Origin of the sequence: Nocardioides sp. Root682, from assembly GCF_001427795.1 — a bacterium.
Lineage (GTDB): Bacteria > Actinomycetota > Actinomycetes > Propionibacteriales > Nocardioidaceae > Nocardioides.
This window is the reverse complement of record NZ_LMHJ01000003.1, coordinates 385,005-411,081: the sequence shown is the minus strand read 5'-3', so window position 1 is coordinate 411,081 and position 26,077 is coordinate 385,005. Positions and strand designations below refer to the sequence as shown.

Sequence of the window (26,077 nt, the reverse complement as noted above, 5' to 3'; positions counted from 1 at the left end):
CGGGGACCTCAGGCGGCGCGGGAACGGCGTACGGTCGCCACGATCCGGTCGCCCAGCTGGTCCAGCGGGAGTACGTCGTCGGCGAGGCCCGCGCCCGCAACGGCACCCGGCATCCCCCACACGACCGAGCTCTCCTCGTCCTGGACGAGGATCCGGGCACCGGAGGCTGCCAGCTGCCGGGCCCCGGCGAGGCCGTCGTGCCCCATGCCGGTCAGCACCGTCGCGAGCGCGCCACCGCCGTAGATGTCCAGCGCGGACCGGAACAGCACGTCGACGGCAGGGCGACAGAAGTTCTCCTGGTCACCCTGGTCGAGCGCGACCCGCACCGGGCCGATCCGGCCGACGCGGCTGAGCCGCAGGTGGAAGTCCCCGGGCGCGATGAGGACGTCACCGGCACGGACCTCGTCGCCCTCGGCGGCCTCGCGCACGTTCAGCGCGCAGAGCTTGTCGAGGCGCTGGGCGAGCATCGCGGTGAACACCGGTGGCATGTGCTGGACGACCAGCACCGGCACGCCGAGATCGGCGGGCAGCCGGGGCAGCAGCCGCGCCAGCGCGTCGGGGCCGCCGGTGGAGCAGCCGATGAGCAGGGCGCTGACCGGTTGCGTCGCGTGCGGCTGGCGCTCGCGACGAACGATGGGCCGCGACGTGCCGGGCGTGAGCTTCCGCATCCCGGCCAGGGCCCGGATGCGGGGCACCAGCTGGTCGCGGATCGCGGCGATGCCGTCGGCGATCTGCCCGGTGTTCGAGGGCTTGGTGACGTAGTCCGACGCCCCACGGGACAGGGCGTCCAGGGTCGCGGTCGCACCCCGCTCGGTCAGGGTCGAGAACATGATGACCGGCAGCCGGGCGTGCTTGTCGCGGATCTGCGTCAGCGCGCCGAGGCCGTCGAGGTTCGGCATCTCGATGTCGAGGGTCACCACGTCGGGCTTGAGCTCGTCGACCATGCGGACGGCCTCGACACCGTCCTTCGCCACGCCGGCGACCTCGATGTCGGTGGCCTGGCTGAGTGCGGTGGTGACCAGCCGTCGTACCAAAGCCGAGTCGTCCACCACGAGCACCCTGATCTGAGTCACGTCCCTGTCATCGGCCCGGCGGGGTAGTCCCTGACCAAAAGCACCGCGACACGCGCATTTTCGGTGCTTTTGGTCAGGGACTATCGCGCAGTGCCGATGAGCGAGGCATGACCACGCCCACCGCCTTCGCGTCTGTCTCCGCGCTCGTCCGGCGCGAGACGTCGATGGTGTACGACGAGGGCAAGGAGTACCTCGTCGAGGCGCGTCTTGCCCCGCTCGCCGCGGCCAAGGGCCTCGACCTGGAGGCGTACGTCGCCAGGCTGGCCTTCGACGCCGACGAGCGCCGCAAGGTGATCGACGCGCTGACCATCAACGAGACCAGCTGGTTCCGGGACCACACGCCCTACCAGGCCTTCACGGACGCGATACTGCCCGACCTGCTCGAGCGGCGCTCGACGACCCGTCGGCTGCGGATCTGGAGCGCTGCGTGCTCGAGCGGCCAGGAGGCCTACTCCATCGCGATGCTGCTCGACCAGCACCTGCCAGCCGGGTGGGAGTACGAGATCGTCGCCACCGACATCGCGACCACCATGCTCGAGCGGGTGAAGGCCGGGCGTTACAGCCAGGTCGAGGTCAACCGCGGCCTGCCGGCCACCAGCCTGGTGCGCTACTTCACCCGGGTCGGTCGCGAGTGGGAGATCGCGCCCCGGTTGCGGGAGCGGGTCACCGTCCGTCACCTCAACCTCGCGGCGCCGTACGTCGCCCTCGGGACCTTCGACATGATCTGGCTCCGCAACGTGCTGATCTACTTCGACGCCCCGACCAAGCAGGACATCCTGCGCCGGATGCTGCCGATGCTGTCGCTCGACGGCTACCTGCTGCTCGGCTCCTCGGAGACCACGCTCGACCTGCCCGCGGACCTTGCCGCTGCATGGCGACGCGAGCCGATCGGCCGGGTGCAGGTGCATCGACGTTCCGGCGCACCCGCCCCCGCTGCTGCCCCGATCCCCAACCTGACCATGACAGGAGCCTGATCGTGCGCGCCATGATCATCGACGACTCCCGGGCCATGCGGAGCATCCTGCGCCGCATCGTCGCGGGCCTCGACTTCGAGACCTCCGAGGCCGAGCACGGCCAGGACGCCCTGGACCAGCTGCGGGCCGGGCCCGTGCCCGACATCTGCCTGGTCGACTGGAACATGCCCGTGATGGACGGCTACACCTTCATCACCGAGGTGCGCGCCAACCCCGAGTGGCGTGACATCACGTTGATGATGGTCACGACCGAGGGCGAGCAGCGCAACATCGTGCGGGCGCTGGCGGCCGGTGCGCACGAGTACGTCATCAAGCCCTTCACCCCCGACGCGATCGTCGAGAAGCTCGAGCTCCTCGGCCTGCTCCGCGACGGCGTCACTGCGACCGACGGAGCACTGGCATGAACGTGTTGACCTTCTTCGACCCTTCGTCCGCCGACGTCGACGCGCCGGACCTCGAGGACGTGCGCTCGGTGACCGAGGACATGTGGATGGCGCTCCTCGGCGAGGACGAGGCGCTCGTCCCCCGCGCCGTCCCGCCCGGCTCCCCCTTCGATGCGGCCGGTGTCTGGTCCGCGACGGTCTCGGTCACCGGAGGCTGGCAGGGCGTCGTGACCCTGGAGCTCGACGAGCAGGTGGCACGCCAGGTGACCGCCCGCATGCTGGCCATCCCGTCGACCGACGAGGTGCTCGACGGCGACGTCGCCGACGGTGTCGGAGAGCTCGTCAACATGGTGGGCGGGAGCATCAAGAGCATGATGCCCGGCCCCAGCGTCCTCTCCCTCCCGTCCGTCGCAGCGGGCCGAGCGGCCTTCGCGAGCGACGTCCGCGAGGTCTGCCGCGTGGACGTCGCCTGGCGCGGCGCCCCCGTCCGCGTCTGTGTCCACGTCCCCCAGGGAGCAGCCCGATGAAGATCCTGATCGCCGACGACAGTCGCGTGATGCGGCAGATCGTGATCCGCACCCTGCGCCAGGCCGGTCACGGTGGCCACGAGATCGTGGAGGCCGAGAACGGCCGCCAGGCACTGGAGCTGGTGCGGACCGAGTCCCCCGACCTGGTCCTGTCGGACTGGAACATGCCCGAGATGAATGGCATCGACTGCCTCGACGCCCTGCGCGCCTCCGGCTCGACGGTCGCCTTCGGCTTCGTCACCTCGGAGGGTTCCGAGGAGATGCGCCAGCGCGCCACGTCGTCCGGCGCCGCCTTCCTCATCGCCAAGCCGTTCACCCCGGAGGCGTTCGACGACGCCCTCCGCAGCGTCATCTGAGGAGTCGACGTGGTCGTCCACCTGCCCCAGCCCAAGCAGCTCCGTGACCTGCTCGCCGACCTGCTCGGCCGCGACGTCACGCTGTCGCCGGCAACGCCGTTCGCGCCCGCGCCCGACACTGCTGCCTCGATCGCGGTGTACGTCGACGACCAGCTCCGGATCAGTGCCCTGATCCTGTGCGACCTGACCTTCTCCGCCCACGCCGGCGCTGCCATTGGGCTGATCCCGGTCGGCGGCGCCCAGGCGGCGATCGACGACGGCAAGATCACCGACGCGATGAGCGAGAACCTCTACGAGGTGCTCAACATCGCGGCGTCGATGTTCAACGTCGCCGGTGCCGAGCACCTGCGACTGCACGCCCTGCACCCGGCCGGGCCGCCCCTGGACCCGCAGCTGCGGATCAGCGCGCTCACGCTGGGTCGCCGCGAGGACCTCACGATCGACATCGCCGGTTACGGCGCGGGAGCCGTGTCCGTCGTACTCCTCTGACGTACTCCTCTGGTCGAACGGTCGGGATAGTCGGGATCAAGTCCCAGCGATCGGAACTCAGGTCGTTCAACGCTCAACCGATTGTCCCCGTGAGCAGGGATTGCTCGCCCCTCGCCGAAGGACCGGCACCGCTGCACCACTGCTGACCAGCTCCATCCGTCAGGAGAAGTGCCTCCCGAGGAGAACCTCGTGTCCTTCGCAGCCACCGATGCCGTCGGCTTCGTGTTGCACTCCGCGATCAACGGCCTGTCCACGCGCCAGCAGGTGATCGCCGACAACATCGCGAACGTCGACACCCCCGGGTTCCGGGCCCGCGCCGCCGACTTCGAGTCGGCGCTGTCGCGCGCCATCGAGACCGGCAAGGCCACGGCCTCGACCGGCGTCGGTGTCACCGTGTCTCCCACCGACACTCCCGTCGGGGCCAACGACAACAACGTCGACCTCCGCAAGGAGTCGATCGCGGCGATCCAGACGCAGTACGAGTACGAGGTCATGGGTCGCGCGATCAGCGACCGGGCCACGCGGATGTCCGTCATGTCGGGCGGTAACGGCTGATGGGCGCCTTCGACACGCTGCGCATCGCGAACACCTCGCTCGGCGCACACCAGGTCTGGCTGGACGCGCTCGCCGGCAACATCGCGAACGCAAACACGGTCAAGGGCACCGACGACGACGCCTTCCAGGCCAAGTTCGTCGTGATGGACCCGCGCGAGGACGGCGGCGTCGACGTCGCCGGCTTCGCCCAGTCCAGCGCCGAGGGCCGTCTGGTCCACAACCCGACGCACCCGCTGGCCGACGAGGACGGCTACGTCCGGATGCCCGACATGGACATGGCCTCGCAGATGAGCGAGCTGGTCATGGCCCAGCGCGGCTACCAGGCGTCCGTGCAGGTCACCAAGTCGGCCCAGGACACCTACACCGCAGCCCTGCAGATCGGCCGGTGACCACGATGAGCATCTCCCCGATCAGCTTCCCGCAGATCCCGAACCTGCCCGGCGTCGACGGCATGGCGTCGATCGCGAACGCTGCGCCGGCCAGCGGACCCACCGGTACTGCCGCCGTCAACGGACCCACCGGGCCCGACACCGAGTTCGGCTCGATGGTCCTCGACGGACTCGACCGGCTCGAGGGCCTGACGGACAAGGCCGACAACCTCGCGGTCCAGGCCGCGACCGGGAAGCTCGAGAACATCCACGACTACACGATCGCCGCCAGCGAGGCCTCGGTCGCCAGCCAGATGACGGTTGCGCTCCGCAACAAGGCCGTCGAGGCGTTCAACGAGATCATGCGGATGCAGGTCTGAGGACATCGACATGCAACAGAAACTGAACCGCTTCCTCTCCCGCGGATCCGACGCGTTCGCGTCCTTCACGTCCGGCCAGAAGGCCGTCGCCATCGTGGGTGGAGCAGCCCTGCTGATCGCCGCCTTCATGGTGTTCCGCTGGGTGTCGGCCCCGAGCTACTCACCGCTCTACTCGAACCTTTCGGGCGAGGACGCCAGCGCGGTCATCGAGGAGCTCGACGCCTCCGGCATCCCGTACGAGATCTCCGGCGGCGGCGGCACCATCTCGGTCCCGCGCGCGGACGTCTACAGCACCCGGATCACCCTGTCCGGCAAGGGCCTGCCCACCAGCACCGACGCCGGCTACAGCCTCCTTGACGGCCAGAGCCTGTCGACCTCGGAGTCCCAGGAGCAGACCAACTTCAAGCGCGCGATGGAGGGCGAGCTCAGCAAGACCATCGAGGCCATCGACGGCGTCGACACCGCGGTCGTCCACCTGGCGCTGCCCGAGAAGCAGGTCTTCAGCGACGAGCAGGACCCGGCCACCGCGTCGGTCCTGGTCGACACCGCGGCCGGTGTGACCCTCGACGACGAGCAGGTCCAGGCCGTCGTCCACCTGGTCGCATCGAGCATCGACGGCCTCGACCCGAAGAAGGTCACCGTGGCGGACTCGACCGGCAAGGTCCTCACCAGCGAGGGCACCGAGGCCGGCTCGGGCGCCGCCTCCTCCCGGACCAAGCAGGTGGAGGCCTTCCAGAAGTCCCTGCAGGGCGAGATCCAGGCCGTCCTCGATCGCGTCGTCGGCGTCGGCAACTCCAAGACCGCCGTCACGGCCGACCTCGACTTCGACAAGTCCGTGACCGATTCCCTCAAGTACGACGTGCCCGAGGGCACCCCGGCGTTGTCCGAGTCGAAGACCAGCGAGACCTACACCGGTGCGGGGAAGACCCCCGACGGGGTCGGCGGGACCGTGGGCTCGGACGGCCAGATGGATCCGGGCACCGACGGCGCAGACGGCGACTCGTCGTACAAGAACGGCAGCGAGACGAAGGACAACGCCATCGACAAGACCGTCGAGCACCGCGAGACGGCTCCGGGATCGGTGAACAGCCTGCACGTCGCGGTCGTCCTGGACGCCACCGCCGCCGCGGCCATCCAGCCCGAGGTGGTCCAGGACCTGATCAGCAGCGCCATCGGCATCAAGGCCGACCGGGGCGACACGATCGAGGTCTCCGCGCTGCCGTTCGACCGCAGCGCCGACGAGGCCGCGGCGAAGGAGATCGCCGCAGCACAGAAGGCCGACGCGGCCGACGCCAAGAACGCACTCCTGCGCAACGTCGGGATCGGCGGTGGCATCGCCCTCATGGTGCTGCTGGCCTGGTTCCAGGCACGGCGCCGGGCACGGGCCCGCGAGGACGCGACGTCGTACGTCGTCGAACAGCTGAAGCTGGACGCCGCGAACCGGATGCCCCAGATCGACAGCCCCGCGGTCGCCGTACTCGAAGCAGCGGAGGCGAACGAGGAGGACGGCTTGCGTGACGACCTGATCGCGCTCGTGGAGAAGCAGCCCGAGGACGTGGCGTCACTGCTGCGTGGCTGGCTCGTGGAGCCGCGGTCATGACCATGCTCGCCAGCGGCAGTGCCGTGACCGGACTGGGTGTCCGCAAGGCCGCCATCCTGCTCATCCAGATGGGCAAGGACCGCGCCGCCCAGGTGATGGCGCACCTCAGCGACGCCGAGGTCGAGGGCATCTCCGCCGAGATCGCCCGGCTCGACTCGGTGTCGGCGTCGGAGACCGGCTCGGTGCTCTCGGAGTTCCACGAGCTCGCGACGGCCCACGCGCACATCACGCAGGGCGGGTTCAACTTCGCCAAGCAGCTGCTCGAGCAGTCCCTCGGTCCCGAGCGGGCTGCCGAGATCATGGAGCGGCTGCACGCGGCCGCCGTACAGATGCCGTTCCAGTTCCTGCACCGCGCGGATCCCGCTCAGCTGCGGGGATTCATCGCCGACGAGCACCCACAGATCATCGCGCTGGTGCTGGCCTACATGGCCGCCGACAAGGCGTCCCTGCTGCTGAGCGGACTGCCCGCCCACCAGCAGGCCGTCGTCGCGCACCGGATCGCCGTCATGGACCGCACTTCCCCCGAGATCGTCCGCACCGTCGAGAGCATCCTGGAGCGCAAGCTCTCCTCGATGCTGCAGCCCGCCGAGGTCTCGCGCGTCGGCGGCGTCGATCCCCTCGTCAACATCATCAACCGCTCCGACCGGCCCACCGAGCGGCAGATCGTCGAAGGCCTCGAAGGACTGGACGCCGCGCTGGCCGACGAGGTCAAGAGCCGGATGTTCATGTTCGAGGACATCGTCGGGCTCGACGACCGTTCCGTGCAGCAGGTGCTGCGCCAGGTCGACACCGCCGAGCTCGCCCTCGCCCTCAAGGGCGTCAGCGAGTCGGTGCGGACCAAGATCACCAGCAACCTGTCCGAGCGCGCCGCAGAGAACCTGCTCGACGAGGTCGAGATGCTCGGCGCCGTCCGCCTGGCCCAGGTCGAGGAGGCCCAGCAGGGCGTCATCCGCACCATTCGCCAGCTCGAGGAACAGGGCCAGATCATGGTCCGGCGCGGGAGTGACGATGAGTTCGTCGTCTGACTCCGGAGAGCTGACGCGACCGCTCCTGCCGGAGCTGCGGGTCGGTCGGTGGACCCGCCTGGGCGGGCAGAGCGTGCTCGGCGACTCCATCACCGAGTCGCTGCTCGACGGGATCGCTGCCGATGCGCGCGACGCCGCGCAGGCACAGGGGTACGCCGTCGGCTGGGCCGCCGGACGTCGGGCGGCCGCCGAGCAGGCTGCCGCCACCGAGCTCGTCCGAGCCGCCCGCGCGGCCGAGGACGAGGCGCGGCGGGCCGGCGAACACCGGGCCGCCGTCGAGGCGCTGGCCCAGGCCGCCGAGCGGGTCAGGGGGCTGCTCGGCGACCTGGCCAGCGCTGTCGAGTCGCAGGCGGCAGGTCTGGCGCTCGCGCTGACCGCCGAGATCGTCGGCCTCCGGGTCGAGGACATGGGGCCGGCGGAGGTGGTGGCCCGCGTGCTGCAGGTGCTGCCGGCTGCTCCTGTCGGCCGGGTGCGCGTGCACCCTTCGCTCGTTTCTGCCGAGGCCGTTCGGGACCTCGTCTCCCGCGGCCTCGAGGTCGTCCCCGACGCGTCCCTCGGCCCCGCCGACGCCCTGGTCGAGTCCGTCGACGGTGCCGTCGTCGACCTGCGCATCGACGAGGCCATGGCCCGGGTGCGCGAGGTGCTCTCATGACGCGCGACTTGGGGTTTGTCACGCGCGACTTGGGGTTTGTCACCGCCGAGTCGGGGTTTCCCACCGCCGACTTGGGGCTTGTCGACCGCGCATTGACCGCCGCTCGGCCACTCCACCTGGGCACCGTCGCCGAGCTGGTCGGCCTCCACCTCGAGATCCGTGGCCTCCCTACGGCGGCCGCCGGCGACATGCTGGAGGTACGCGCGGCGGCCGGACCGCTGCTCGTCGAGGTGGTCGCCCTCCGACACGGCGCGGCGATCTGCCTTCCGCTGGGCCCGACCACCGGCGTGCGCGTCGGCGATCTGGTCCGGTCCACCGGAGGTCCGCTCCAGATCCGGGTCGGCGACGCCCTGCGCGGGCGGGTGCTCGACGGACTCGGCCGGCCCGTGGACGACGGCCCGCCCTTGGACCTGGTGTCCGGCCTCGAGCTGGTCTCGACCGAGCACACCACCCCGAGCGCCCTGTCCCGACCGCGGATCACCGAGCCGCTCGGGCTCGGCGTACGGGCCATGGACGCGCTCGTTCCCGTGGGCCGCGGCCAGCGGCTCGGCATCATGGCGGGCTCCGGCGTCGGCAAGTCGTCGCTGCTGTCGATGATCGCCCGCGGCACGGACGCAGCGGTCAACGTGATCGCCCTGGTGGGCGAGCGCGGCCGCGAGGTCCGGGAGTTCATCGAGGGCGACCTCGGCCCCGAAGGCCTGGCCCGCTCGGTGATCGTCGTCGCCACGTCGGACGCGCCGGCCGTCGAACGGCTGCGCGCGGCCTTCACCGCCACCCGCATCGCCGAGTGGTTCCGCGACTCCGGCCGCGACGTCCTGCTGATGATGGACTCGCTCACCCGCGTCGCGATGGCCCAGCGCGAGATCGGCCTGTCGGCCGGCGAACCGCCCGCCACCCGCGGCTACCCGCCCAGCGTCTTCGGGCTGCTGCCGCGTCTCCTCGAGCGCGCCGGAACCTCCGCCAACGGCTCGATCACCGGCCTGTACACCGTGCTCGTCGAGGGCGACGACCTCCAGGACCCGATCGGCGACACCGCCCGCTCCATCCTCGACGGGCATGTCGTGCTGTCCCGCGAGCTCGCGACGTCCGGGCACTTCCCCGCCATCGACGTCCTCGAGTCGATCTCGCGCGTGCACCGTGCCGTCACCACGCCCGACCAGCAGGCCGACGCCGCGTTGCTGCGCCGGATGCTCGCCGCCCACCGCGGGATCAAGGAGCTCGTCGAGATCGGTGCGTACGTCGCCGGGGCCGACCCGTACGCCGACGCCGCCCTCGAACGGCTGCCGCGGATCGAGGACCTCCTGCGCCAGGACATGGACGACGTCACGCCCACGTCCGAGACCTGGGCCCGTCTCAGCGAGCTGGTGGCGACATGAGCACCCGCACCATGCACGGGTCATTGGCCCGACCCACCCACCCGGAGGACCGCGGCCTCGCCGCTGTCGCCCGGGTCCGCTCGGTCCGGGAGACCGACAGCCGGATCGGCCTGACCCAGGTGCTCGCCGAGGAGGCCGCCGTCGCAGTGCGCCTCGCCGGCCTGGAGAACCAGCTGGCCGGCACCCCCGTCGCGCACCTGGCGACCCCGGGCGAGCTGCTCGCGCACCACACCGCGCTGACGCATCTCGGCACCCTCATCCAGGAGACCCGCGGCGACGTCGAGACGGCTGCCGTGGTCTCGTCCGAGGCCCGCGCACGCTGGACGAGCGACCGCGCCCGCCTCGCCGCCGTCGAGTACCTCCTCGAGCAACGAGCGGTACGGCGTCGTACCGAAGCACGCCGGAAGGCCGACCGCGAGGCCGACGACCTGGCCGCCCAGCGCTGGTCGCGCGCCCACGGGGGCGTCTCATGAGCATCGACAACGTCACCGCGCGGATCGGACAGATCCAGGCACAGCTCGCGCAGTTCGCGACCACACGTCCGGCCTCGACCGGGTTCGCGAACGCGCTCACCACCGAGACCGTGGCGGCTTCCGCCGCGAGCCCGTCCGGTGCTGGCGATGTCAGCGGCGCGGACGTCGTCGCGGAGGCGAAGAAGTACGTCGGCCTGCCCTACGTCTGGGGCGGCACCAACCCCGAGAAGGGCATGGACTGCTCCGGCCTCGTGCAGGTCGTCTACCGCAACCTCGGGTACGACCTCCCCCGCGTCTCCAACCAGCAGGCACAGGCGGGTCGTCCGGTCGCGAGCATGGCCGAGGCGCAGCCCGGCGACCTGATCGCGTGGGACAACTCGAGCCGCAACAACGGCGTCGACCACATCGCGATCTACATCGGCGACGGCAAGATGATCGAGGCCCCGCGCACCGGGCTGGACATCCGGGTCGTCGACGTACCCTCCACGCCCGACGTGATCCGTCGCATCCTCCCGGACGGCGCTTCTGCGGCGGCCACGCCGACGAGTGGCGCTGCGGCAAGGGTCTCCGACGCGACGCCGTACGCCGGACTGATCAACGCCGCGGCGGCCCGCACCGGGGTGCCCGGTGAGCTGCTCGCCGCTGTCGCGAAGCAGGAGTCGGGCTTCAACCCGAAGGCCGTCAGCCCCGCTGGAGCGCAGGGCCTGATGCAGCTGATGCCCGGCACCGCCCGCGGCCTCGGCGTGGAGAACCCCTTCGACCCGGCCCAGGCCATCGACGGCGCCGCCCGCCTGCTGCGGTCGCTGATCGACCGGTTCGGCCAGACCGACCTGGCCCTGGCGGCGTACAACGCCGGCCCGGGTGCCGTGGCGCGGTACGACGGCATCCCGCCGTACCGCGAGACCCAGAACTACGTCCGCAACGTGATGGCGATGGTGAACGACTGATGAGCATTGCGCCCTTCCTGCCGGGCCTGCTGGCCCCGGCTCCCACCGAGGCCGGTACGACGACCGGTACCGCGAGTGGCCAGACGACCGACGGTCAACCCGGCGCCGAGGGCGAGGTCGCGTTCATGGACGCCCTCGCCGCGGCGCTCGCCGTACAGCCGATGGTGGCGATGGTGGCGACCACGACCGCAACGCCGGCTCTTCCCGCCACCGGATCCACCGGATCCACCGGATCCACGGGGGCACACCGCGCAACGCCTGCAGTGCCGGCAACTCCCGCCACCCCAGCCGCCGAGTTGGGGTTTGTCACCCCCGAGTTGGGGTTTGTCACCCCCGAGTTGGGGATTCCCACCGTCGAGTCGGGGATTCCCACCACGGCCCTGCCCACCACGGCCCTGCCCACCACGGCCCTGCCCACCACGGCCCTGCCCACCACGGCCCTGCCCCCGTCGAACCGCAACGCCACGCAGCAGCCGACCCTCGGCGTTGCCGGGACGAGCATCGCGGCCGCGTCCGAGGAGTCGGCAACGGACGGTCCGATCCGCACGACGTTGGCGGTCGACGTACCCGCAGACCTGACCAAGGTCCCCGCCCCTTCCGTCGACTTGCCGACGGCGACAAACGCCGACTCGATGGTGACAAACCCCAACTCGGGCGTGACAAACCCCAACTCGGCGGTGACAAGCCCCAAGTCGGTGGAGCGGGCGGTCGTGACGCAGGTGTTCCCGGAGGTGACGAGGCTCGCGAGCAGCGGGAACGGCACGCACCGGATCACCCTGACCCTCCAGCCGGCGCAGCTCGGCGAGGTCCGGGTGACGCTGGTCGTTCGCGACGGAGCGGTACGGGTCCGGATGTCGGGCGAGGCCGGTGACGGTGCCGTGCGTCAGGCGCTGGCCAGCGGTGCCCCGGAGCTGCAGCGGATGCTCGAGCGGGCCGGCGCCACCGAGGCGCGGATCCTGGTTCGTGACGTCAACGCCACGCCCCTGCTGACCACGCCCACCCCGGCAGCGCGCAGCGACTTCGCCCAGGCGTGGAGCGGCCAGCCCGACCAGCAGCCCGGTCAGCAGCCCGGCCAGCAGCCCGGTCAGCAACCCGCCTTCGACCAGCCCGGCCAGTCCCGCGGCCAGTCCCGCGGCGAGGGCCGTGACGGCCATGCCGGCCGGCCCGGCCACCCGCTCGAGCAAGGAGTACGTCGCGCAGACGTCGTACCCACCTCGACCCCGACCCCCGGTCGTCTCGACCGGAACCTGTGAGGAGGCACCATGTCGATCGGCGCAACCGAAGGCGTGACGTACGGCGTCACGTCCGGAGGAACCAGCACCGCCCAGACCAACAGCTTCGGTGACCAGAAGGTCTTCCTGGAGCTGATGGTCGCGCAGATGCGCTACCAGGATCCGCTCAACCCAGCCGACTCCAGCGAGTTCATGGCGCAGACCGCCCAGTTCACCGCGCTGGAGAAGATGCAGGCCGTCGCCGACCAGACGGCGATGCTGCTCAGCAGCCAGCTCGCGTTCGGCGCGAGCTCGATGATCGGCCAGACCGTCCGCTGGTTCGACGAGAACGGGGCCGAGCAGAGCGGCACGGTCCAGGGCACCACCTACCTGTCGACAGGGCCGATGCTCAGTGTCGACGGTCACCAGGTCCCGATCACCGGCGTGATCAGCGTCGGCACCGCACCGACCATCACCGCACCGCCACCGAGCGGTACGACGGGCACGCCCAGCGGCACGCCCGCCTGATCTCGACCAACTCGACCAACTCGACCCACCGCACCATCCGAGAAGGAGAACCACCATGCTTCGCTCGCTCTTCGCCGGCATCTCCGGCCTTCGCACCAACCAGACCATGCTCGACATCACCGGCAACAACATCGCCAACGCCAACACCACCGGCTTCAAGGCCAGCACCACGGTCTTCTCCGACACGCTGAGCCAGATGCTGACGGCGGCCTCGGGCGGCAACGCCGAGCGCGGCGGCACCAACCCGATCCAGATCGGCCTGGGTGTGCAGCTGGCAGCCACCATGACCAACTTCGGCCAGGGCTCGGCGCAGATGACCGGCCGTCCCACCGACCTGATGCTGCAGGGCGACGGCTTCTTCGTGGTCCGAGACGGCGCCGAGAACATGTACACCCGCGCCGGTGCGTTCACCTTCGACCAGACCGGCGTGCTGGTGGCGCCGACCGGCACCCGCGTGCAGGGCTACGCCCTCGACGTCGCCGGTCTGCCGACCGGTGGCCTGATCGACGTCGACCTGAACTCGATCGCGCTGCCGGTCGGCGTCGAGCTGACGTCGTACTCCATTGCCGCCGACGGCAAGCTCCGTGGCGTGTACTCCGACGGCGTGCAGCGCGACATCGCGCAGCTCGCGGTGGCCGACTTCGCCAACCCGATGGGCATGGACCGGGTCGGCGACACGTCCTTCCGGGAGTCCGCGAACTCGGGCGCGGTGCAGCTCGGCGTGGCCGGCCAGGGCCAGCGCGGCCAGATGACGGCCGGTGCCCTGGAGATGTCGAACGTCGACCTGTCGGCCGAGTTCACGAACCTGATCCTGGCCCAGCGTGGCTTCCAGGCCAGCTCGCGCGTCATCACGACCAGCGACCAGGTCCTCGAAGAGCTCGTCAACATCAAGCGCTGAGGTCAGCGCGCGGGGTAGTCCCTGGCCAAAAGCACCGCAAATCGGCGTGGCGCGGTGCTTTTGGTCAGGGACTACCCCGAGCGGCCGATGAACCCCCTGAAGAGAGCCATGGACGGCTCCTGGAATCGATCCACGCACACGGAGGTGCCGCGGTGATCTCGCTGACCCGATTGTCAGGAACTGTGTTCCTGCTCAACGCCGACCTGATCGAGCGTGTCGACTGCACGCCGGACACGGTGGTGACCCTCGTCGACGGCACCAAGTACCTCGTGTCGGAGTCGCTGGACGCCGTGCTCGAGTCGGTCGTCCGCTACCGCGCCCTCATCGTGGCTCGATCCGCCCTGCCGGACGCCGCCGTGATCCCGCCCGTGGGATCGACGGCGCCCCGACCGACCCGCCTGAGCGCCGTCTCGCTCACCGATCGCCACCGTGGAGGTACGTCGTGAAGGACATCGCCACCCCGGTCGGCATCGCCCTCGGCCTGGTGATCATCGTCGTCGCCAACATGATGGAGGGCGGCAACCCGATGAGCCTGCTGCTCCTGCCGCCGATGCTGCTGGTCCTCGGTACGACGATCATGGTGACCATCGCCGGCGGCACGGTGGCCGACGCCAAGGCAGCCGGCAAGAACATCGGTCGAGCGATGAGCGGCAAGGTCGAGCCCGCCGACGCACTGGTCCCCCAGGTGGTCAGCCTCGCCGAGCGCGCCCGCCGCGAGGGCCTCCTCGCGCTCGAGGACAGCCTGCGCGACATCGACGACCCGTTCCTGGTCAAGGGCGTCACGATGGCGATCGACGGCACCGACCCCGACGACGTCCGCGACATCCTCGAGGCCGAGCTGCGCGCCAAGAAGCGGGACGACAAGCAGGCCGCGAAGTTCTTCGGCGACGCAGGTGCCTACTCCCCGACCATCGGCATCATCGGCACCGTCATGGGCCTGGTGCACGTGCTCGAGAACCTGGCCAGCCCCGAGGAGCTCGGCCACCTCATCGCCGGCGCCTTCGTCGCCACGCTCTGGGGCGTCATGTCCGCCAACGTGATCTGGCTGCCGCTCTCGAGCCGGCTCAAGCGCCTCGGCGAGCTGGAGTGCGCCCGGATGGAGGTCGCCATCGAGGGCGTCGCCGCCATCCAGGCCGGAGCCAACCCTCGTCTGGTGGCCGAGAAGCTCCGCTCCTTGCTGCCGACCGGAACGGTCGAGCGGGAAGCCGCCTGATGTCCGGACACCCCGCGCCCCGTCGGCGACGCATCGAGGAGGACCACGAGGAGGGCCACGAAGGGAACGAGCGCTGGCTGGTCACCTATGCCGACATGGTCACCTTGCTGATGGTGCTGTTCATCGTCATGTTCGCGATGTCGACGGTCGACGAGAAGAAGTACCAGCAGCTCAAGGAGGGCCTGGCCGTCGGCTTCGGCCGCGAGCAGTCGATCCTCAGCGGCGAGAGCCCCGTCAGCAACGCCAAGGGCGCGGACGAGCCTGGCGAGGCGTCGTACCAGATGCTGCTCGCGCAGGTGCCCGAGTCACAGCGCGAGCAGGTCGCCCAGATCATGAAGGAGTCCGACCGCCTCCGCTCCGAGCGTGCGTACGGCGACGCGACCGCCGAGGTCGACCGGTTGCTGAAGGTGTGGAAGGAGATCGACAAGGCGCTGCGCAAGCAGGGCCTGCGCGAAGACGTCCGCGCGACGATCGACGAGCGCGGGCTCGTGGTCAGCCTGGTCTCCCAGCACGTCGTCTTCCAGCCCGACATGGCCGAGCTCACCGCACGCGGGCGCCGGGTGGTCGACACCCTCGCGCCCGTCCTGAAGCTGCTTCCGGAGCCGATCGAGCTGGACGGCCACACCAACCAGGAGAAGGTGCAGCCCCGGTTCTTCCCGACCGACTGGGAGCTCTCCCTGGCCCGGGCCGCGCACGTGCTGCGTCGGCTCGAGGAGGTGCACGGCATCGCCGCACCGCGGTTGCGGGCGACCGGCTTCGGTCACACCAAGCCCCTGATCGACCCGACCCGCGCCGACTCGCAACGGATCAACAAGCGCGTCGACATCCTCGTCCTCAGCGACGCCCCCGCCGAGACCAGGGCGCTCATGGGCGAGGCGTACGCCGACCTGCGCCGCGAGGCCGGGCTCGTCGACGACGAGGACCCGCCCCCGGCACCCGGCGGCACCGACAACACCCCCGACACCGACAACCACGCGACGGCCTCCGGCCGCCCGAGCAGCACCCGCCAGGAGGAAGTCCCGTGAGCACCCTGACCGCCAACGCCCAGAAGGGCGCCACCACCGAGGAGCCGGCCGATTCCGGCAAGATCAAGAAGATCGGCATCGTGGTCCTCGCGATCGCCGTCCTCGCCGCCGGCGCCTGGTACTTCATGCTCAAGCCCCAGGGCAAGGTCGAACCGAAGCCGGGCGAGGTCGTGCAGCTCGAGGCAATCCAGGTGAACCTCGCGTCGGGTCACTACCTGCGCCTGGGCCTGGCCCTCCAGCTGACGTCCACCGCAAAGGAAGCCGACGGCAGCAAGGCACTCGATGCCGCGATCGGCGTGTTCAGTGGCCGACCCGTGGGCGAGGTGAACAAGCCTGAGATGCGGGAAGAACTGCGCACCGAGCTGAACAAGGAACTTCAGGAACGGTACGAAGGTGAGGTCATGGAGGTGTACTTCACCGAGTTCGTCACCCAGTAGGGGTCGGTGTCCCGGGACCGTCCCCGGGACCCTTCGTAGTCACTTCGGGCCACACAGTCGTGGCCGCACGGCGTTGCCGCGACCCCTCAGGTCACCGGTCGCGCCGACGATGGGCCATCCGTGACCCTCGCTCCGCAGCGGCCCCGCCGCCGTGCTCGTACGGCCGACCCGACGCCGTACGACTTCCGGCGACCGATCCAGCTCTCGCGTGAGCACCAGCGCACCCTGCAGCTCGGCTTCGACGGGTTCGCGCGCCAGGCGACCACCGTCTTCACCAGCTCGCTGCGCACCGTCTGCTCGGTGACCCTCGTCGGCATCGACCAGCGCACCTATGCGGAGTACGTCGACAGCCTCGGCCCGTCGACGTACCTGACCCTGTTCTCGGCCGATCCGATGCCGGGCACGGGCGTGCTGGAGATCCCGCTGTTCGCGACCATGTCGTGCATCGACCACATGCTCGGCGGGCCGGGCTCCGACGAGCAGCCCGACCGGCCGCTGACCGAGATCGAGGACGGCGTGATCCGCGGGCTGGTCGAGCGCCTGCTCAGCGAGATGCGCTACTCCCTCGACGGCATCGTGGTCCTCGACCCGACCATCACGGGCAACGAGTACAGCCCCCAGTTCGCCCAGGCGGCCAGCGCGGCCGACGTGATGGTCGTGGTGAGCCTCGACCTGAGGATCGGCGAGCGGGCGCACCGGATGTCGATCTGCCTGCCGTTCTCCGGACTGCTGCCGCACCTGGCCAACGCCTCCGGCAGCGGTGCGGTCTCCGACCGGGAACGCGCCCAGCGCGCCGAGTCGTCGCAGCTCCTGCACGAGCAGTTCAACCGGGTGCCCGTCGCCGTGTCCGTCCGGTTCCGGCCGATCACCCTCGACCCGGAGTTCCTCGCCGCCCTGAAGCCCGGGTCGGTGGTCCGGCTCAACCACCCTGCCTCGGCGCCGCTCGACGTCACGGTGGCCGGCAACACCTTCGCCCACGCCACCCCCGGTGCTCGCGGCCAGCGCCTGGCCGCCCTCATCGTCACCACGCCCGAGGAGAACTCATGACCACCGCACCCGACCCGACCGACCTGGCCCAGGCGGTGGCGGAAGCCGCAGCGCAGTCGCTGCCGGCCGTCACCCCGCTGACCCTCGGCCCGGTCCAGCCCGGCTCGCCCCACGTCACGGCTGCCTTCGCCGGCGGCGCGATCGCCGACCTCGACGGCGGGGTGCCCGGCTCGGTGGCCATCCTGATCGGCAAGGAGCTGGTCGACGCGCTCGCGTCCAGCCCGCTCGGCGGTCTCGACGTCGCGGCAGCGATCCAGCCGGCGATCGACGCGGCCGCGCTCCGCCTGGGCGCTCGGGCCAGGAGCGCCCGCACCCTCGACCTGGACGCCGACGGCTTCGACATCACGACCGAGCTCGGCGCCGCCTTCAGCACCGTCCCCCTCATCGGCCTCGGCATCGCAGCAGCGGTGCTGGTCCCCGACGCCACCCTCGCCGGAGCCCGCGAGCCGCTGACGGCAGACGACGACCTCTCGGCGATGCTCGGCAACGACGCCCCCGCTGCCATCGCCGCGACCGTCGACGCCCCCTTCGTCCCGGCGTTCGGTACGGCGGCCCTGCCCCCGCGCGGACTGGAGCTGCTCCACGGCGTGGACATGGAGGTGACGGTCGAGCTCGGCCGCACCCGGATGACCGTCCGCGACCTGCTCGCCCTGACCCCCGGTGCCGTCCTCGAGCTCGACCGTGCGGCCGGCAGTCCTGCGGACCTGCTCGTCAACGGTCGACTGGTCGCCCGCGGCGAGGTCGTCGTGGTCGACGAGGACTTCGGCCTGCGGGTCACCGAGATCGTCGACGCCTCGGCAGCGGTCTGAGTCCATGTCCGGCGGAGAAGCAAGCATCGGAGAGCTGGCCGTCCGGCTGGTCGGCTCCCTCGCGGTCGTCGTCGGGCTGATGCTGCTGATCGCCCGCACGGTGAACCGCCGGTTCAAGGCACCCTCCGGTGCGGCGATCCAGGTCGTGCACCGCCAGGCGCTGGGTCGCGGCATGGGCGTCGCGGTGGTCTCGATCGGCACCCGGGTGCTGGTCATCGGCACCACCGAGCAGCAGGTCACCCTGCTGGCCGAGGTGGAGCCGGACGAGATCGGCCTCGACCTCGCGCCCGACGCGGCCGAGTTCGCCGAGTCCGTGGACTCCGCACCGGCACGGCACCGGCGCATCGACTCCGCTCCGACAGAGAACCCGGCCCGGAAGCTGGTGACGGCGCCCACCGGCGCCCTCGCCGGATCGGTGCTCTCGCCGCAGACGTGGAAGCAGACCCTCGCCGCCTTCACCGGCGGCGCCGCTGGTGAGCCCCCGGGCGTCGTACCCCCTCGACGGCGCGCGTCATGACCGCCCTGCGTCGGCTGATCATCCTGTTGGTGGGGACGATCGGCCTGGTCCTCCTTGCCCCGAGCACGGCCCTGGCCCTGCCGATGACCCTGTCGAGCGAGCCCGTCGGCCCGGACGGACCGGGTGGTCCGGGCAGCGGTGGCTCGGTCCAGATCGACCTGACCGGGATGACGGACAAGCCCAGCAACAGCCTGGTCGTCTTCCTCGCCCTGACCCTGGTCAGCCTGCTGCCGGCGATCATGCTGACCTGCACCAGCTTCACGAAGATCCTCGTGGTGCTGGGCCTGACCCGCAACGCGCTCGGCCTCCAGCAGACACCGAACAACCAGGTGTTGGCGGGACTCGCCCTGTTCCTGAGCCTGTTCATCATGGCGCCGGTGCTGGGGCAGATCAACGACGATGGCGTGCAGCCCTATCTCGACGGCGACAAGAACACGTCCGAGGCGTTCCACGACGGGATGGAGCCGCTGCGGGCGTTCATGCTCGACAACACCGGCGACGACGAGCTGATGCTGCTGACCAGCGTGGCCGACCGTGATCTCCCGGACAACCGCGACGACGTCTCGACCGCCACCCTGATCCCGGCGTTCGTGCTGTCCGAGCTCAAGGACGCCTTCATCATCGGGTTCATCATCTTCATCCCGTTCCTGGTGATCGACATCGTCGTCAGCGGGGCGCTGATGAGCCTCGGCATGATGATGATGCCGCCGGTGATGGTGTCACTCCCCTTCAAGCTGCTGCTGTTCGTGATGGTCGACGGCTGGGCGCTGGTCATCAAGTCCCTCGTCGCGTCCTACGGAACAGGTTAGGTACGCCGCCATGACCGACACCGCGATCATCGAGATCGCCCTCAAGACGATGCTGGTGGCCCTCAAGCTGTCGGCACCGATCCTCGCGACCGCGCTCGCGATCGGCTTCGTGATCTCGCTCTTCCAGTCGATGACCCAGATCCAGGAGTTCACGCTCTCCTTCGTGCCGAAGCTCGTCGGGGTCGGCCTGGCCCTGCTGTTCTGCGGCAACTGGATGCTGCACACGCTGATCGCCTTCACCCAGGAGCTCTTCGACCTCATCCCCGGTCTCCTCGTCTAGCAGCGCGCCGTGATCCTGACCGTCGACGGTGCCCAGCTGACCGCGCTGCTGCTCGCTTCCGTGCGCGTGGCGACGTGGCTCATCGTCGTACCGCCGTTCTCGACGCGGGGCATCCCGTCGATGGCGAAGGTGATCCTGGCGCTGGGCCTGTCGCTGTCGATGGCACCGACCCTGGCGACCGAGGCCCTCCCCAGTACGACGCCAGGACTCCTCGTCGCGACCGCGTCGCAGGCGCTGATCGGCCTGGCGATGGGCTACGTGACGATGCTGCTGTTCTCGGCGATCGGCGCGGCCGGCTCCCTGATCGACCTGTTCGGCGGGTTCGCCCTCGCCTCGGCGTGGGACCCGCTCGGGATGAACATGAACACGGTCTTCGGGCGGTTCCACCAGATGCTCGCCACCATCTTGCTGATGGCCTCGGGCGGCCACCTGCTGGTGATCGGCGGCCTGCTCAGCACGTTCAAGTACCTGCCGCTGAACAGCATGCCGGACATGTCGAACTGGGATTCGGTGCTGGTGACGGCGTTCTCGATGTTCTTCACCGTCGCCGTGCAGATGGCGCTGCCGATGATCGCGGTGTTGTTCGTCGCCGACCTCGCGCTCGCGCTGCTGACCAAGGTCGCGCCGCAGCTCAACGCCCTCAACGTGATGTTCCCGGCCAAGGTGGGGCTCACCCTGCTGCTGCTCGGCCTGTCGTTCCCGATGCTCCCCGGCGCCGTCGACCACCTGGTCGAGCTGGCGAACGAGGCGATGGCCTCGATGGCGGGAGCAGCATGACCACCCCGATGAGCACCCCATGAGCAGCGAGGAGAAGACCGAGAAACCCACCCCGAAGCGCAAGAAGCAGGCGAAGAAGGATGGCCAGGTCCCCCGGACCCCCGAGCTGGGCGGCTGGGCGGCCCTCCTTGTCGTGACGCTCGCGATGGGTCCGCTGCTGGACAAGGAGCTCAACGCGATCCGGACCATGATGTCGGTCCACCTGAAGGCGACCGAGGACCCCTCGATCCCGCTCGCCCTCGACCTGCTCGCCGACGCGGCCCAGCACGTCCTGGTCACCCTGGTGATCCTCGGCTCGATGGTGCTCGTGGTCGGCGTCGTGTCAGCGCTGGCGCAAGGTGGTTTCTACCTCTCCCCCAAGCTGGTCAAGCCGGACGCCAAGAAGCTCGACCCGATCAAGGGCGCGAAGCGGGCGTTCGGCCCGCACGCGTTGTGGGAGGGCGTGAAGGTGCTGGGCAAGAGCAGTGTGGTGGCCTTCCTCGCCTACGGCGCGGTGCGCTCGATGATGCCGCTCGTCGGCGACGTACTGCCGATCGAAACCGTGCTGGGACTGTTGGCCGACGAGGTGTCCCATCTGATCCTCAGCGTCGCCGTCGCCGGTCTGGGCATGGCGGCCGCCGACTACGCGATGATGCGGCGCCGGATCGGCAAGCAGACCCGGATGAGCCACAGCGAGATCAAGCAGGAGCACAAGCAGGCCGAGGGCGACCCGATGATCAAGAGTGCGATGCGCAGCCGCCAGCTGGCCGCCGCGCGCAACCGGATGATGGCTGACGTCGCCACCGCCGACGTGATCCTGGTCAACCCGACCCACGTCGCCGTCGCCCTGCGCTACGACCCCTCGCGCGGCGCGCCGCGGGTGGTGGCCCGCGGAGCCGGCGCCATTGCCGCGAAGATCCGCGAGCGGGCCACCGAGGAGCGTGTCCCCCTCGTGCAGGACGTCACCCTCGCGCGGGCGATCTACCGCAGCTGCGAGGTCGGCCAGGAGATCCCGCGCGAGCTCTGGGCCGCGGTCGCGCAGGTGCTGGCCTTCGTGCTCAGTCGCCGCAACGCCGGTCAGCACGGCGGACAGCACCGCACCCCTCGTCACACCGACGAGCTGCCCGAGGTGCTCAACGCTGCCCGGCGGCGGCGGGCGCTCCATCCCTGAGCGGATGCACGAACCGCTCAACCACCGGATCCTTCTGCCGATGAGGCGTACGACGCCAGGACGGCGTCCCCATTGCAGTGCCACGGACGGCGCTCGGCTGTCGACCCCGGTCGACCCGCGAGAGGCTGATCCACCCCATGGACATGAAGTCGCTGACGAAGCTCGGCGTCCCGCTCGGCATCGTGATGATCGTCGTGATGCTCGTGGTGCCGCTGCCGGCGATGCTCCTCGACGTGCTGATCGCGCTCAACATCACCGGCGCCCTGCTGGTGCTGATGGTGGCGATGTTCATCCACAAGCCGCTGGAGTTCGCCGCGTTCCCCTCGGTGATCCTGGTGATGACCCTGTTCCGGCTGGCGCTCAACGTCAGCGCGACCCGGCTGGTGCTCGTCGACGGGTACGCCGGCAAGGTGATCGACACCTTCGGGCACTTCGTCGTCGGCGGCTCGCTGATCGTCGGGCTCATCGTCTTCTCGATCCTGCTGGTCATCCAGTTCATCGTGATCACCAACGGCGCCGGTCGCGTCGCCGAGGTCGGTGCCCGGTTCGCGCTCGACGCCATGCCCGGCAAGCAGATGGCGATCGACGCCGACCTCAACTCGGGCCTCATCGACGAGGACGAGGCGCGGCGGCGACGAGCCGAGGTCCATGCCGAGGCGGACTTCCACGGTGCGATGGACGGTGCGTCGAAGTTCGTGAAGGGCGACGCCGTCGCCGCCATCATCATCACCCTGGTGAACCTGCTCGGTGGCTTCGCGATCGGCGTCGCCCAGAACGGCATGCCGTTCAGCGAGGCGATCCAGACGTACTCGCTGCTCTCCATCGGTGACGGCCTGGTCTCGCAGGTCCCGGCCCTGCTGCTGTCGGTGGCCACCGGCCTGATCGTCACGCGCTCGGTCGCCGACTCCGACATGGGCTCGGACATCGTCGGCCAGATGTTCGCCCGCAAGATGCCGCTCCGGGTCGCAGGATTCGGGGCCCTGGGCATGTGCCTGATCCCCGGCCTGCCCAAGCTGCCGTTCCTGCTCGTCGGCGGCCTCTTCCTCGTCGCTGCCAGCCGGATCGACGAGGACGCAGTCGCCGCCGAGGCCGCCGCTGCGGCGGGTACGGCGACTGGCGAGCTCGTCGAGGCACCCGACTCACCCGAAGCCCTGGCCGCCGAGATCCGCGTCGACCCGCTCGGCCTCGAGCTGTCCGCCGACCTGATCGACCTGGTCGATGCCCGCGCCGGCGGCGACCTGCTCGACCGCGTCAAGGCCCTGCGCCGGAAGGTGGCGGGCGAGCTCGGCATCGTCATCCCGCCGGTCCGCACCCGCGACAACCTCGAGCTGCCGCCGAACACCTATGCCATCACGTTGTACGGCGCCGAGGTGGCCCGCGGCGAGGCGCCTCGTGGCACGGTGCTGGCCATCGGCGACCACCTCTCGTCGCTGCCCGGAATGCCCACCCAGGAGCCGGTCTTCGGGCTGGAGGCCAAGTGGATCCCGGCCGAGCTGCGGCACCAGGCCGAGATCGGCGGTGCCACGGTCGTGGACCGCGCCTCGGTCGTCACGACCCATCTCTCCGAGGTCGTGCACCAGCACGCGAGCCGGCTGCTCGGCCGCGAGGACGTCCGCCTGCTCACCGACATCGTCAAGCGCTCCCATCCCGTCGTCATCGAGGAGCTCACCCCGGTGCAGCTTCCGCTGGGCGAGGTGCAGCGCGTCCTGCGGGCACTCCTCGACGAGCGGATCCCGATCCGCGACCTGGTGCGGATCTTCGAGGCGCTCTCCATCCGGGCGGCTGCGTCCAAGGACCTCGACGGCCTCATCGAAGCGGCCCGCGCCTCGCTCGAGCCCTCCCTCGCGTCGTCGTGCGTGTCGGACGGCGTGCTGCACGCGATCAGCTTCGACCCGGTGCTCGAGCAGCAGATGCTCGAGGGCCTGCGCCCGACCGAGCAGGGCACCGTCATCGTGCTCCACCCCGACGTGGCCCAGAGCGTCCTGCTGGGTCTCGTGCAGAGCGCGCAGAACGCCGAGAACTCCGGCCTGCGGCCCGTCCTGGTCTGCGCACCCCAGCTCCGCGCCGCCGTACGACGCCTGGTGGCGCCAGCGGTCGATCGTCTCCCCGTGCTCGCCTACTCCGAGCTGGGCGCGGCCCGCCAGGTTCGTTCCGTCGGTGTCGTGGGTGCCACCGGCGCCGTCGGCGCCCACCCGGCGCTCACCGCGGCAGGTGCGTGATGGCCCGCCGACGCGGCCGTCCCGCTCCGGAGACCCCGGCCCTGATCGACCTGCGCGTGCTCTTCGTTGCCGCGCTCGTGGCGTCCCCCGCGGCGTACCGCGCCAGCCAGGGGCTGCTCACGATCGACCAGGCCCTGACGCGTTTCCTGCTGGTGGCGCTCGCGTGCACAGCGGTGAGCATGCTGCTGCGCGCTGTGTGGCCGGTGGTGGCCGGACCGACGCCTGACACCGCGGCAGCGGAGACCGGCGGGAGCGCCGGGAGTGGCGACGTCGAGGCGACGCTGCTCAGCCCACGACCGGAATGACCCACTCCAGAGTGGTTCCCGCACCAGGTGCCGTGGTCACCTCGAGGTGACCCCCGAGCTCGGCCGCGCGGGTCGCGAGGTTGTCCGAGCCGTGGCCCGACGTGACGATCGCCTTGTCGAAGCCGACGCCGTCGTCGGCAATGCGGAGCCGGAACCAGGCCGACGATGCCGACAGCTCCACCACGACCGACGAGGCGTCGGCATGGCGGGCGATGTTGGAGAGCGCCTCCCGCAGGGCGGTGAGCACGTGCGTGATGGAGTCCGGCGCAAGCGCCCGGTCGACCTGACCGGTGATCCGCAGGACCGGCTGGAAGCCCAGGACCACGGCGTACTCGCCGAGCAGGGCACGGGTCTCCTCGAGCAACGGTCTCCGCGGACCCGCGGCGAGCTCGAAGATCGCGGCGCGCAGCTCCTTGATGGCGACGTCGAGATCGGTGATGGCGCCGTCGACGCGGCCACGCAGCTCACTGGGGTCCAGCTCGCGGGCGCCCTGGAGCTGCATGCCGGTGGCGAACAGTCGCTGGATGACGAGGTCGTGGAGGTCACGCGCGATCCGGTCGCGGTCCTTGGCCACGAGCAGCTGCGCACGGTCGCGCAGGGCCTGGTCGCGGTCCAGGATCAGGCCGAGCTGCAGGGCGGTTACGCCGACCAGGTCCAGCATCACGCCGCGTAGCGACGGTGTCTCGTGCGCCTTCTCGACGACGATGGCCCCGTCGCCGCCGGACAGGCGGGTGTGCACGGGCACGATCAGGGTCGCGTTGCCGGGCGACTCCGGGATCCGGGTCGGCGTCCGCGTGTCCAGCACGGCGTTGATCTCGGACTTCAACCGATCGATGACATCAGGAATGGCGGCATCGTCGCCAGCGACCTGGAGGACCTCGATCAGGCCGTCGACGCGGCGGACGTAGGCGACCACCCGTGCGTCGCAGAGCTCACGCAACGACGTGACGAGCTCGTCGAGCGCGTCCTGGACGCGGGAGCGCCCGGACAGGTCCCTGCCGACCTCACGGGTTCCGACCAACCAGCGGCGGCGCCACTCCACCTGCTCATAGGCGCGGGCGTTGTCGATCATCACGCCGGCCGCGCGGGCGAGTGCCTCGACCAGCGCCTGGTCGCGCGCAGTGAAGGGCACGCCTCCACGCTTGTTGCCGAGGTAGAGGTGGCCGAAGGCCTGCTCGTCCACCAGCACCGGTGCGCCGAGAAAGCTGGTGATGGGCGGGTGCCGGTCGGGATACTTGCCCGTCGCCGCCGGGTGCTTGGTGACGTCGTCGATGCGGATCGCACGCCGTTCACGGGGCACCAGTCCGAGCAGACTGTCCCCCGTCGGCATCTCGTGGATGTGCGCGAACTCCGCGGCCACGGCGGGATTGGGCACCAGCTCGGTGAAGGCTCCGTCGTCGTCGACGATGCCCAGGACGCCGTACTTCGCATCGGTGAGCTCGCACGACGCGACGACGATGCGCGTCAGCACACCGCGCAGGTCCCGGTCGGAGCCGATCGCCACCACGGCGTCGAGCAGGGCGCGCGCCTCTGGCGGCAAATCGAGGTCCATGGCGTCGATCCCTCCCACAGCGATCGCTGACTCCTCAGGCTAGCGGGATTCTTTACTTTTGTCGGAGCTCGACACGGATCCGATCGGCATCGGAATCGCGGACCTGAGCCAGACCCGGGTCA

32 protein-coding genes are annotated in these 26,077 nt (G+C 70.3%); 30 read left to right on the top strand and 2 right to left on the bottom strand.

Annotation, left to right across the window (positions count from 1 at the left end):
- Nucleotides 1–8: 8 nt before the first annotated feature.
- Nucleotides 9–1,073, bottom strand: coding sequence for a protein-glutamate methylesterase/protein-glutamine glutaminase (locus tag ASD84_RS17225; protein WP_056713099.1), 1,065 nt, complete (start codon nt 1,071–1,073; stop codon nt 9–11).
- Nucleotides 1,074–1,180: 107 nt separating this feature from the next.
- Here ASD84_RS17225 and ASD84_RS17220 point away from each other — a divergent pair, with 107 nt between their 5' ends.
- From ASD84_RS17220 to ASD84_RS17075, 30 genes are all read left to right on the top strand, one after another.
- Entirely contained in the window at nt 1,181–2,047 is an 867-nt protein-coding gene (locus ASD84_RS17220; protein ID WP_056713098.1) for a CheR family methyltransferase, read from the top strand.
- An 11-nt stretch (nt 2,048–2,058) separates the two neighbouring features.
- A complete protein-coding gene (locus ASD84_RS17215; protein WP_200954645.1) occupies nt 2,059–2,451 on the top strand; it encodes a response regulator in 393 nt (130 codons plus the stop codon).
- Nucleotides 2,448–2,957 (top strand): chemotaxis protein CheX, encoded by a 510-nt coding sequence (locus ASD84_RS17210; protein WP_056713095.1) that lies wholly within the window; start codon nt 2,448–2,450, stop codon nt 2,955–2,957. Before ASD84_RS17215 ends, ASD84_RS17210 begins: the two co-directional genes overlap by 4 nt.
- Nucleotides 2,954–3,313, top strand: coding sequence for a response regulator (locus ASD84_RS17205; RefSeq protein ID WP_056713093.1), 360 nt, complete (start codon nt 2,954–2,956; stop codon nt 3,311–3,313). Before ASD84_RS17210 ends, ASD84_RS17205 begins: the two co-directional genes overlap by 4 nt.
- 9 nt (nt 3,314–3,322) lie before the next feature.
- Entirely contained in the window at nt 3,323–3,802 is a 480-nt protein-coding gene (locus ASD84_RS17200) for a hypothetical protein (protein ID WP_056713091.1), read from the top strand.
- Nucleotides 3,803–3,991: 189 nt separating this feature from the next.
- On the top strand, nt 3,992–4,357 hold the full coding sequence (locus ASD84_RS17195; protein ID WP_056714788.1) for a flagellar basal body rod protein FlgB: 366 nt from the start codon (nt 3,992–3,994) through the stop codon (nt 4,355–4,357).
- Nucleotides 4,357–4,746: a flagellar basal body rod protein FlgC gene (locus ASD84_RS17190; protein ID WP_056713090.1), complete on the top strand. Its 390-nt coding sequence runs from the start codon at nt 4,357–4,359 to the stop codon at nt 4,744–4,746. The genes ASD84_RS17195 and ASD84_RS17190 overlap by 1 nt, the downstream gene beginning before the upstream one ends.
- Nucleotides 4,747–4,751: 5 nt before the next feature.
- Nucleotides 4,752–5,105, top strand: a complete 354-nt coding sequence (gene fliE, locus ASD84_RS17185) for a flagellar hook-basal body complex protein FliE (RefSeq protein ID WP_056714785.1) — start codon at nt 4,752–4,754, stop codon at nt 5,103–5,105.
- 10 nt (nt 5,106–5,115) lie between these two features.
- Nucleotides 5,116–6,705, top strand: a complete 1,590-nt coding sequence (gene fliF, locus ASD84_RS17180) for a flagellar basal-body MS-ring/collar protein FliF (RefSeq protein WP_056713089.1) — start codon at nt 5,116–5,118, stop codon at nt 6,703–6,705.
- On the top strand, nt 6,702–7,730 hold the full coding sequence (gene fliG, locus ASD84_RS17175; RefSeq protein WP_156392065.1) for a flagellar motor switch protein FliG: 1,029 nt from the start codon (nt 6,702–6,704) through the stop codon (nt 7,728–7,730). Before fliF ends, fliG begins: the two co-directional genes overlap by 4 nt.
- Nucleotides 7,714–8,382, top strand: a complete 669-nt coding sequence (locus ASD84_RS17170) for a FliH/SctL family protein (RefSeq protein ID WP_056713087.1) — start codon at nt 7,714–7,716, stop codon at nt 8,380–8,382. The genes fliG and ASD84_RS17170 overlap by 17 nt, the downstream gene beginning before the upstream one ends.
- 92 nt (nt 8,383–8,474) lie before the next feature.
- The gene (locus ASD84_RS17165; protein WP_235531153.1) at nt 8,475–9,758 is read left to right on the top strand and encodes a FliI/YscN family ATPase; all 1,284 of its coding nucleotides are present in this window, start codon (nt 8,475–8,477) and stop codon (nt 9,756–9,758) included.
- Entirely contained in the window at nt 9,755–10,231 is a 477-nt protein-coding gene (locus ASD84_RS17160; protein ID WP_056713085.1) for a flagellar FliJ family protein, read from the top strand. Before ASD84_RS17165 ends, ASD84_RS17160 begins: the two co-directional genes overlap by 4 nt.
- The gene (locus ASD84_RS17155) at nt 10,228–11,178 is read left to right on the top strand and encodes a transglycosylase SLT domain-containing protein (protein ID WP_056713083.1); all 951 of its coding nucleotides are present in this window, start codon (nt 10,228–10,230) and stop codon (nt 11,176–11,178) included. Before ASD84_RS17160 ends, ASD84_RS17155 begins: the two co-directional genes overlap by 4 nt.
- Nucleotides 11,178–12,431 carry a flagellar hook-length control protein FliK gene (locus ASD84_RS17150; RefSeq protein ID WP_056713081.1) on the top strand — a complete coding sequence of 418 codons (1,254 nt, stop codon included), beginning with the start codon at nt 11,178–11,180 and terminating at the stop codon, nt 12,429–12,431. Before ASD84_RS17155 ends, ASD84_RS17150 begins: the two co-directional genes overlap by 1 nt.
- Nucleotides 12,432–12,440: 9 nt before the next feature.
- A complete protein-coding gene (locus ASD84_RS17145; protein WP_056713079.1) occupies nt 12,441–12,917 on the top strand; it encodes a flagellar hook capping FlgD N-terminal domain-containing protein in 477 nt (158 codons plus the stop codon).
- Nucleotides 12,918–12,972: 55 nt separating this feature from the next.
- Nucleotides 12,973–13,815 carry a flagellar hook-basal body complex protein gene (locus ASD84_RS17140; RefSeq protein WP_056713077.1) on the top strand — a complete coding sequence of 281 codons (843 nt, stop codon included), beginning with the start codon at nt 12,973–12,975 and terminating at the stop codon, nt 13,813–13,815.
- Between the two features lie 152 nt (nt 13,816–13,967).
- Nucleotides 13,968–14,261 (top strand): flagellar FlbD family protein, encoded by a 294-nt coding sequence (locus tag ASD84_RS17135; protein WP_056713074.1) that lies wholly within the window; start codon nt 13,968–13,970, stop codon nt 14,259–14,261.
- A complete protein-coding gene (locus ASD84_RS17130) occupies nt 14,258–15,028 on the top strand; it encodes a motility protein A (RefSeq protein ID WP_235531152.1) in 771 nt (256 codons plus the stop codon). Before ASD84_RS17135 ends, ASD84_RS17130 begins: the two co-directional genes overlap by 4 nt.
- A complete protein-coding gene (locus tag ASD84_RS17125) occupies nt 15,028–16,053 on the top strand; it encodes a flagellar motor protein MotB (RefSeq protein ID WP_056713072.1) in 1,026 nt (341 codons plus the stop codon). The genes ASD84_RS17130 and ASD84_RS17125 overlap by 1 nt, the downstream gene beginning before the upstream one ends.
- Nucleotides 16,050–16,490, top strand: coding sequence for a flagellar basal body-associated protein FliL (fliL, locus tag ASD84_RS17120; protein WP_056713069.1), 441 nt, complete (start codon nt 16,050–16,052; stop codon nt 16,488–16,490). Before ASD84_RS17125 ends, fliL begins: the two co-directional genes overlap by 4 nt.
- Nucleotides 16,491–16,610: 120 nt before the next feature.
- Nucleotides 16,611–17,537, top strand: a complete 927-nt coding sequence (locus tag ASD84_RS17115) for a flagellar motor switch protein FliM (RefSeq protein WP_056713067.1) — start codon at nt 16,611–16,613, stop codon at nt 17,535–17,537.
- Nucleotides 17,534–18,346 (top strand): flagellar motor switch protein FliN, encoded by an 813-nt coding sequence (fliN, locus tag ASD84_RS17110; protein ID WP_056713065.1) that lies wholly within the window; start codon nt 17,534–17,536, stop codon nt 18,344–18,346. The genes ASD84_RS17115 and fliN overlap by 4 nt, the downstream gene beginning before the upstream one ends.
- Before the next feature lie 4 nt (nt 18,347–18,350).
- Entirely contained in the window at nt 18,351–18,863 is a 513-nt protein-coding gene (locus ASD84_RS17105) for a FliO/MopB family protein (RefSeq protein WP_056713063.1), read from the top strand.
- Complete coding sequence (fliP, locus tag ASD84_RS17100; protein ID WP_056713061.1) at nt 18,860–19,672, top strand: flagellar type III secretion system pore protein FliP; 813 nt, start codon at nt 18,860–18,862, stop codon at nt 19,670–19,672. The genes ASD84_RS17105 and fliP overlap by 4 nt, the downstream gene beginning before the upstream one ends.
- A 10-nt stretch (nt 19,673–19,682) precedes the next feature.
- Complete coding sequence (gene fliQ / locus ASD84_RS17095) at nt 19,683–19,952, top strand: flagellar biosynthesis protein FliQ (RefSeq protein ID WP_056713059.1); 270 nt, start codon at nt 19,683–19,685, stop codon at nt 19,950–19,952.
- A 9-nt stretch (nt 19,953–19,961) separates the two neighbouring features.
- The gene (locus tag ASD84_RS17090) at nt 19,962–20,729 is read left to right on the top strand and encodes a flagellar biosynthetic protein FliR (protein WP_056713057.1); all 768 of its coding nucleotides are present in this window, start codon (nt 19,962–19,964) and stop codon (nt 20,727–20,729) included.
- Nucleotides 20,730–20,748: 19 nt separating this feature from the next.
- Nucleotides 20,749–21,879 carry a flagellar biosynthesis protein FlhB gene (locus ASD84_RS17085; protein ID WP_056713055.1) on the top strand — a complete coding sequence of 377 codons (1,131 nt, stop codon included), beginning with the start codon at nt 20,749–20,751 and terminating at the stop codon, nt 21,877–21,879.
- 143 nt (nt 21,880–22,022) lie between these two features.
- Nucleotides 22,023–24,098, top strand: a complete 2,076-nt coding sequence (gene flhA / locus ASD84_RS17080) for a flagellar biosynthesis protein FlhA (protein WP_200954625.1) — start codon at nt 22,023–22,025, stop codon at nt 24,096–24,098.
- Nucleotides 24,098–24,403 carry a hypothetical protein gene (locus ASD84_RS17075; protein WP_056713051.1) on the top strand — a complete coding sequence of 102 codons (306 nt, stop codon included), beginning with the start codon at nt 24,098–24,100 and terminating at the stop codon, nt 24,401–24,403. Before flhA ends, ASD84_RS17075 begins: the two co-directional genes overlap by 1 nt.
- On the opposite strand, the gene ASD84_RS17070 is transcribed toward ASD84_RS17075, so the two are convergent.
- A complete protein-coding gene (locus ASD84_RS17070; protein ID WP_156392063.1) occupies nt 24,384–25,955 on the bottom strand; it encodes a GAF domain-containing sensor histidine kinase in 1,572 nt (523 codons plus the stop codon). The two genes, ASD84_RS17075 and ASD84_RS17070, sit on opposite strands and share 20 nt — an antisense overlap.
- Nucleotides 25,956–26,077 lie beyond the last annotated feature (122 nt).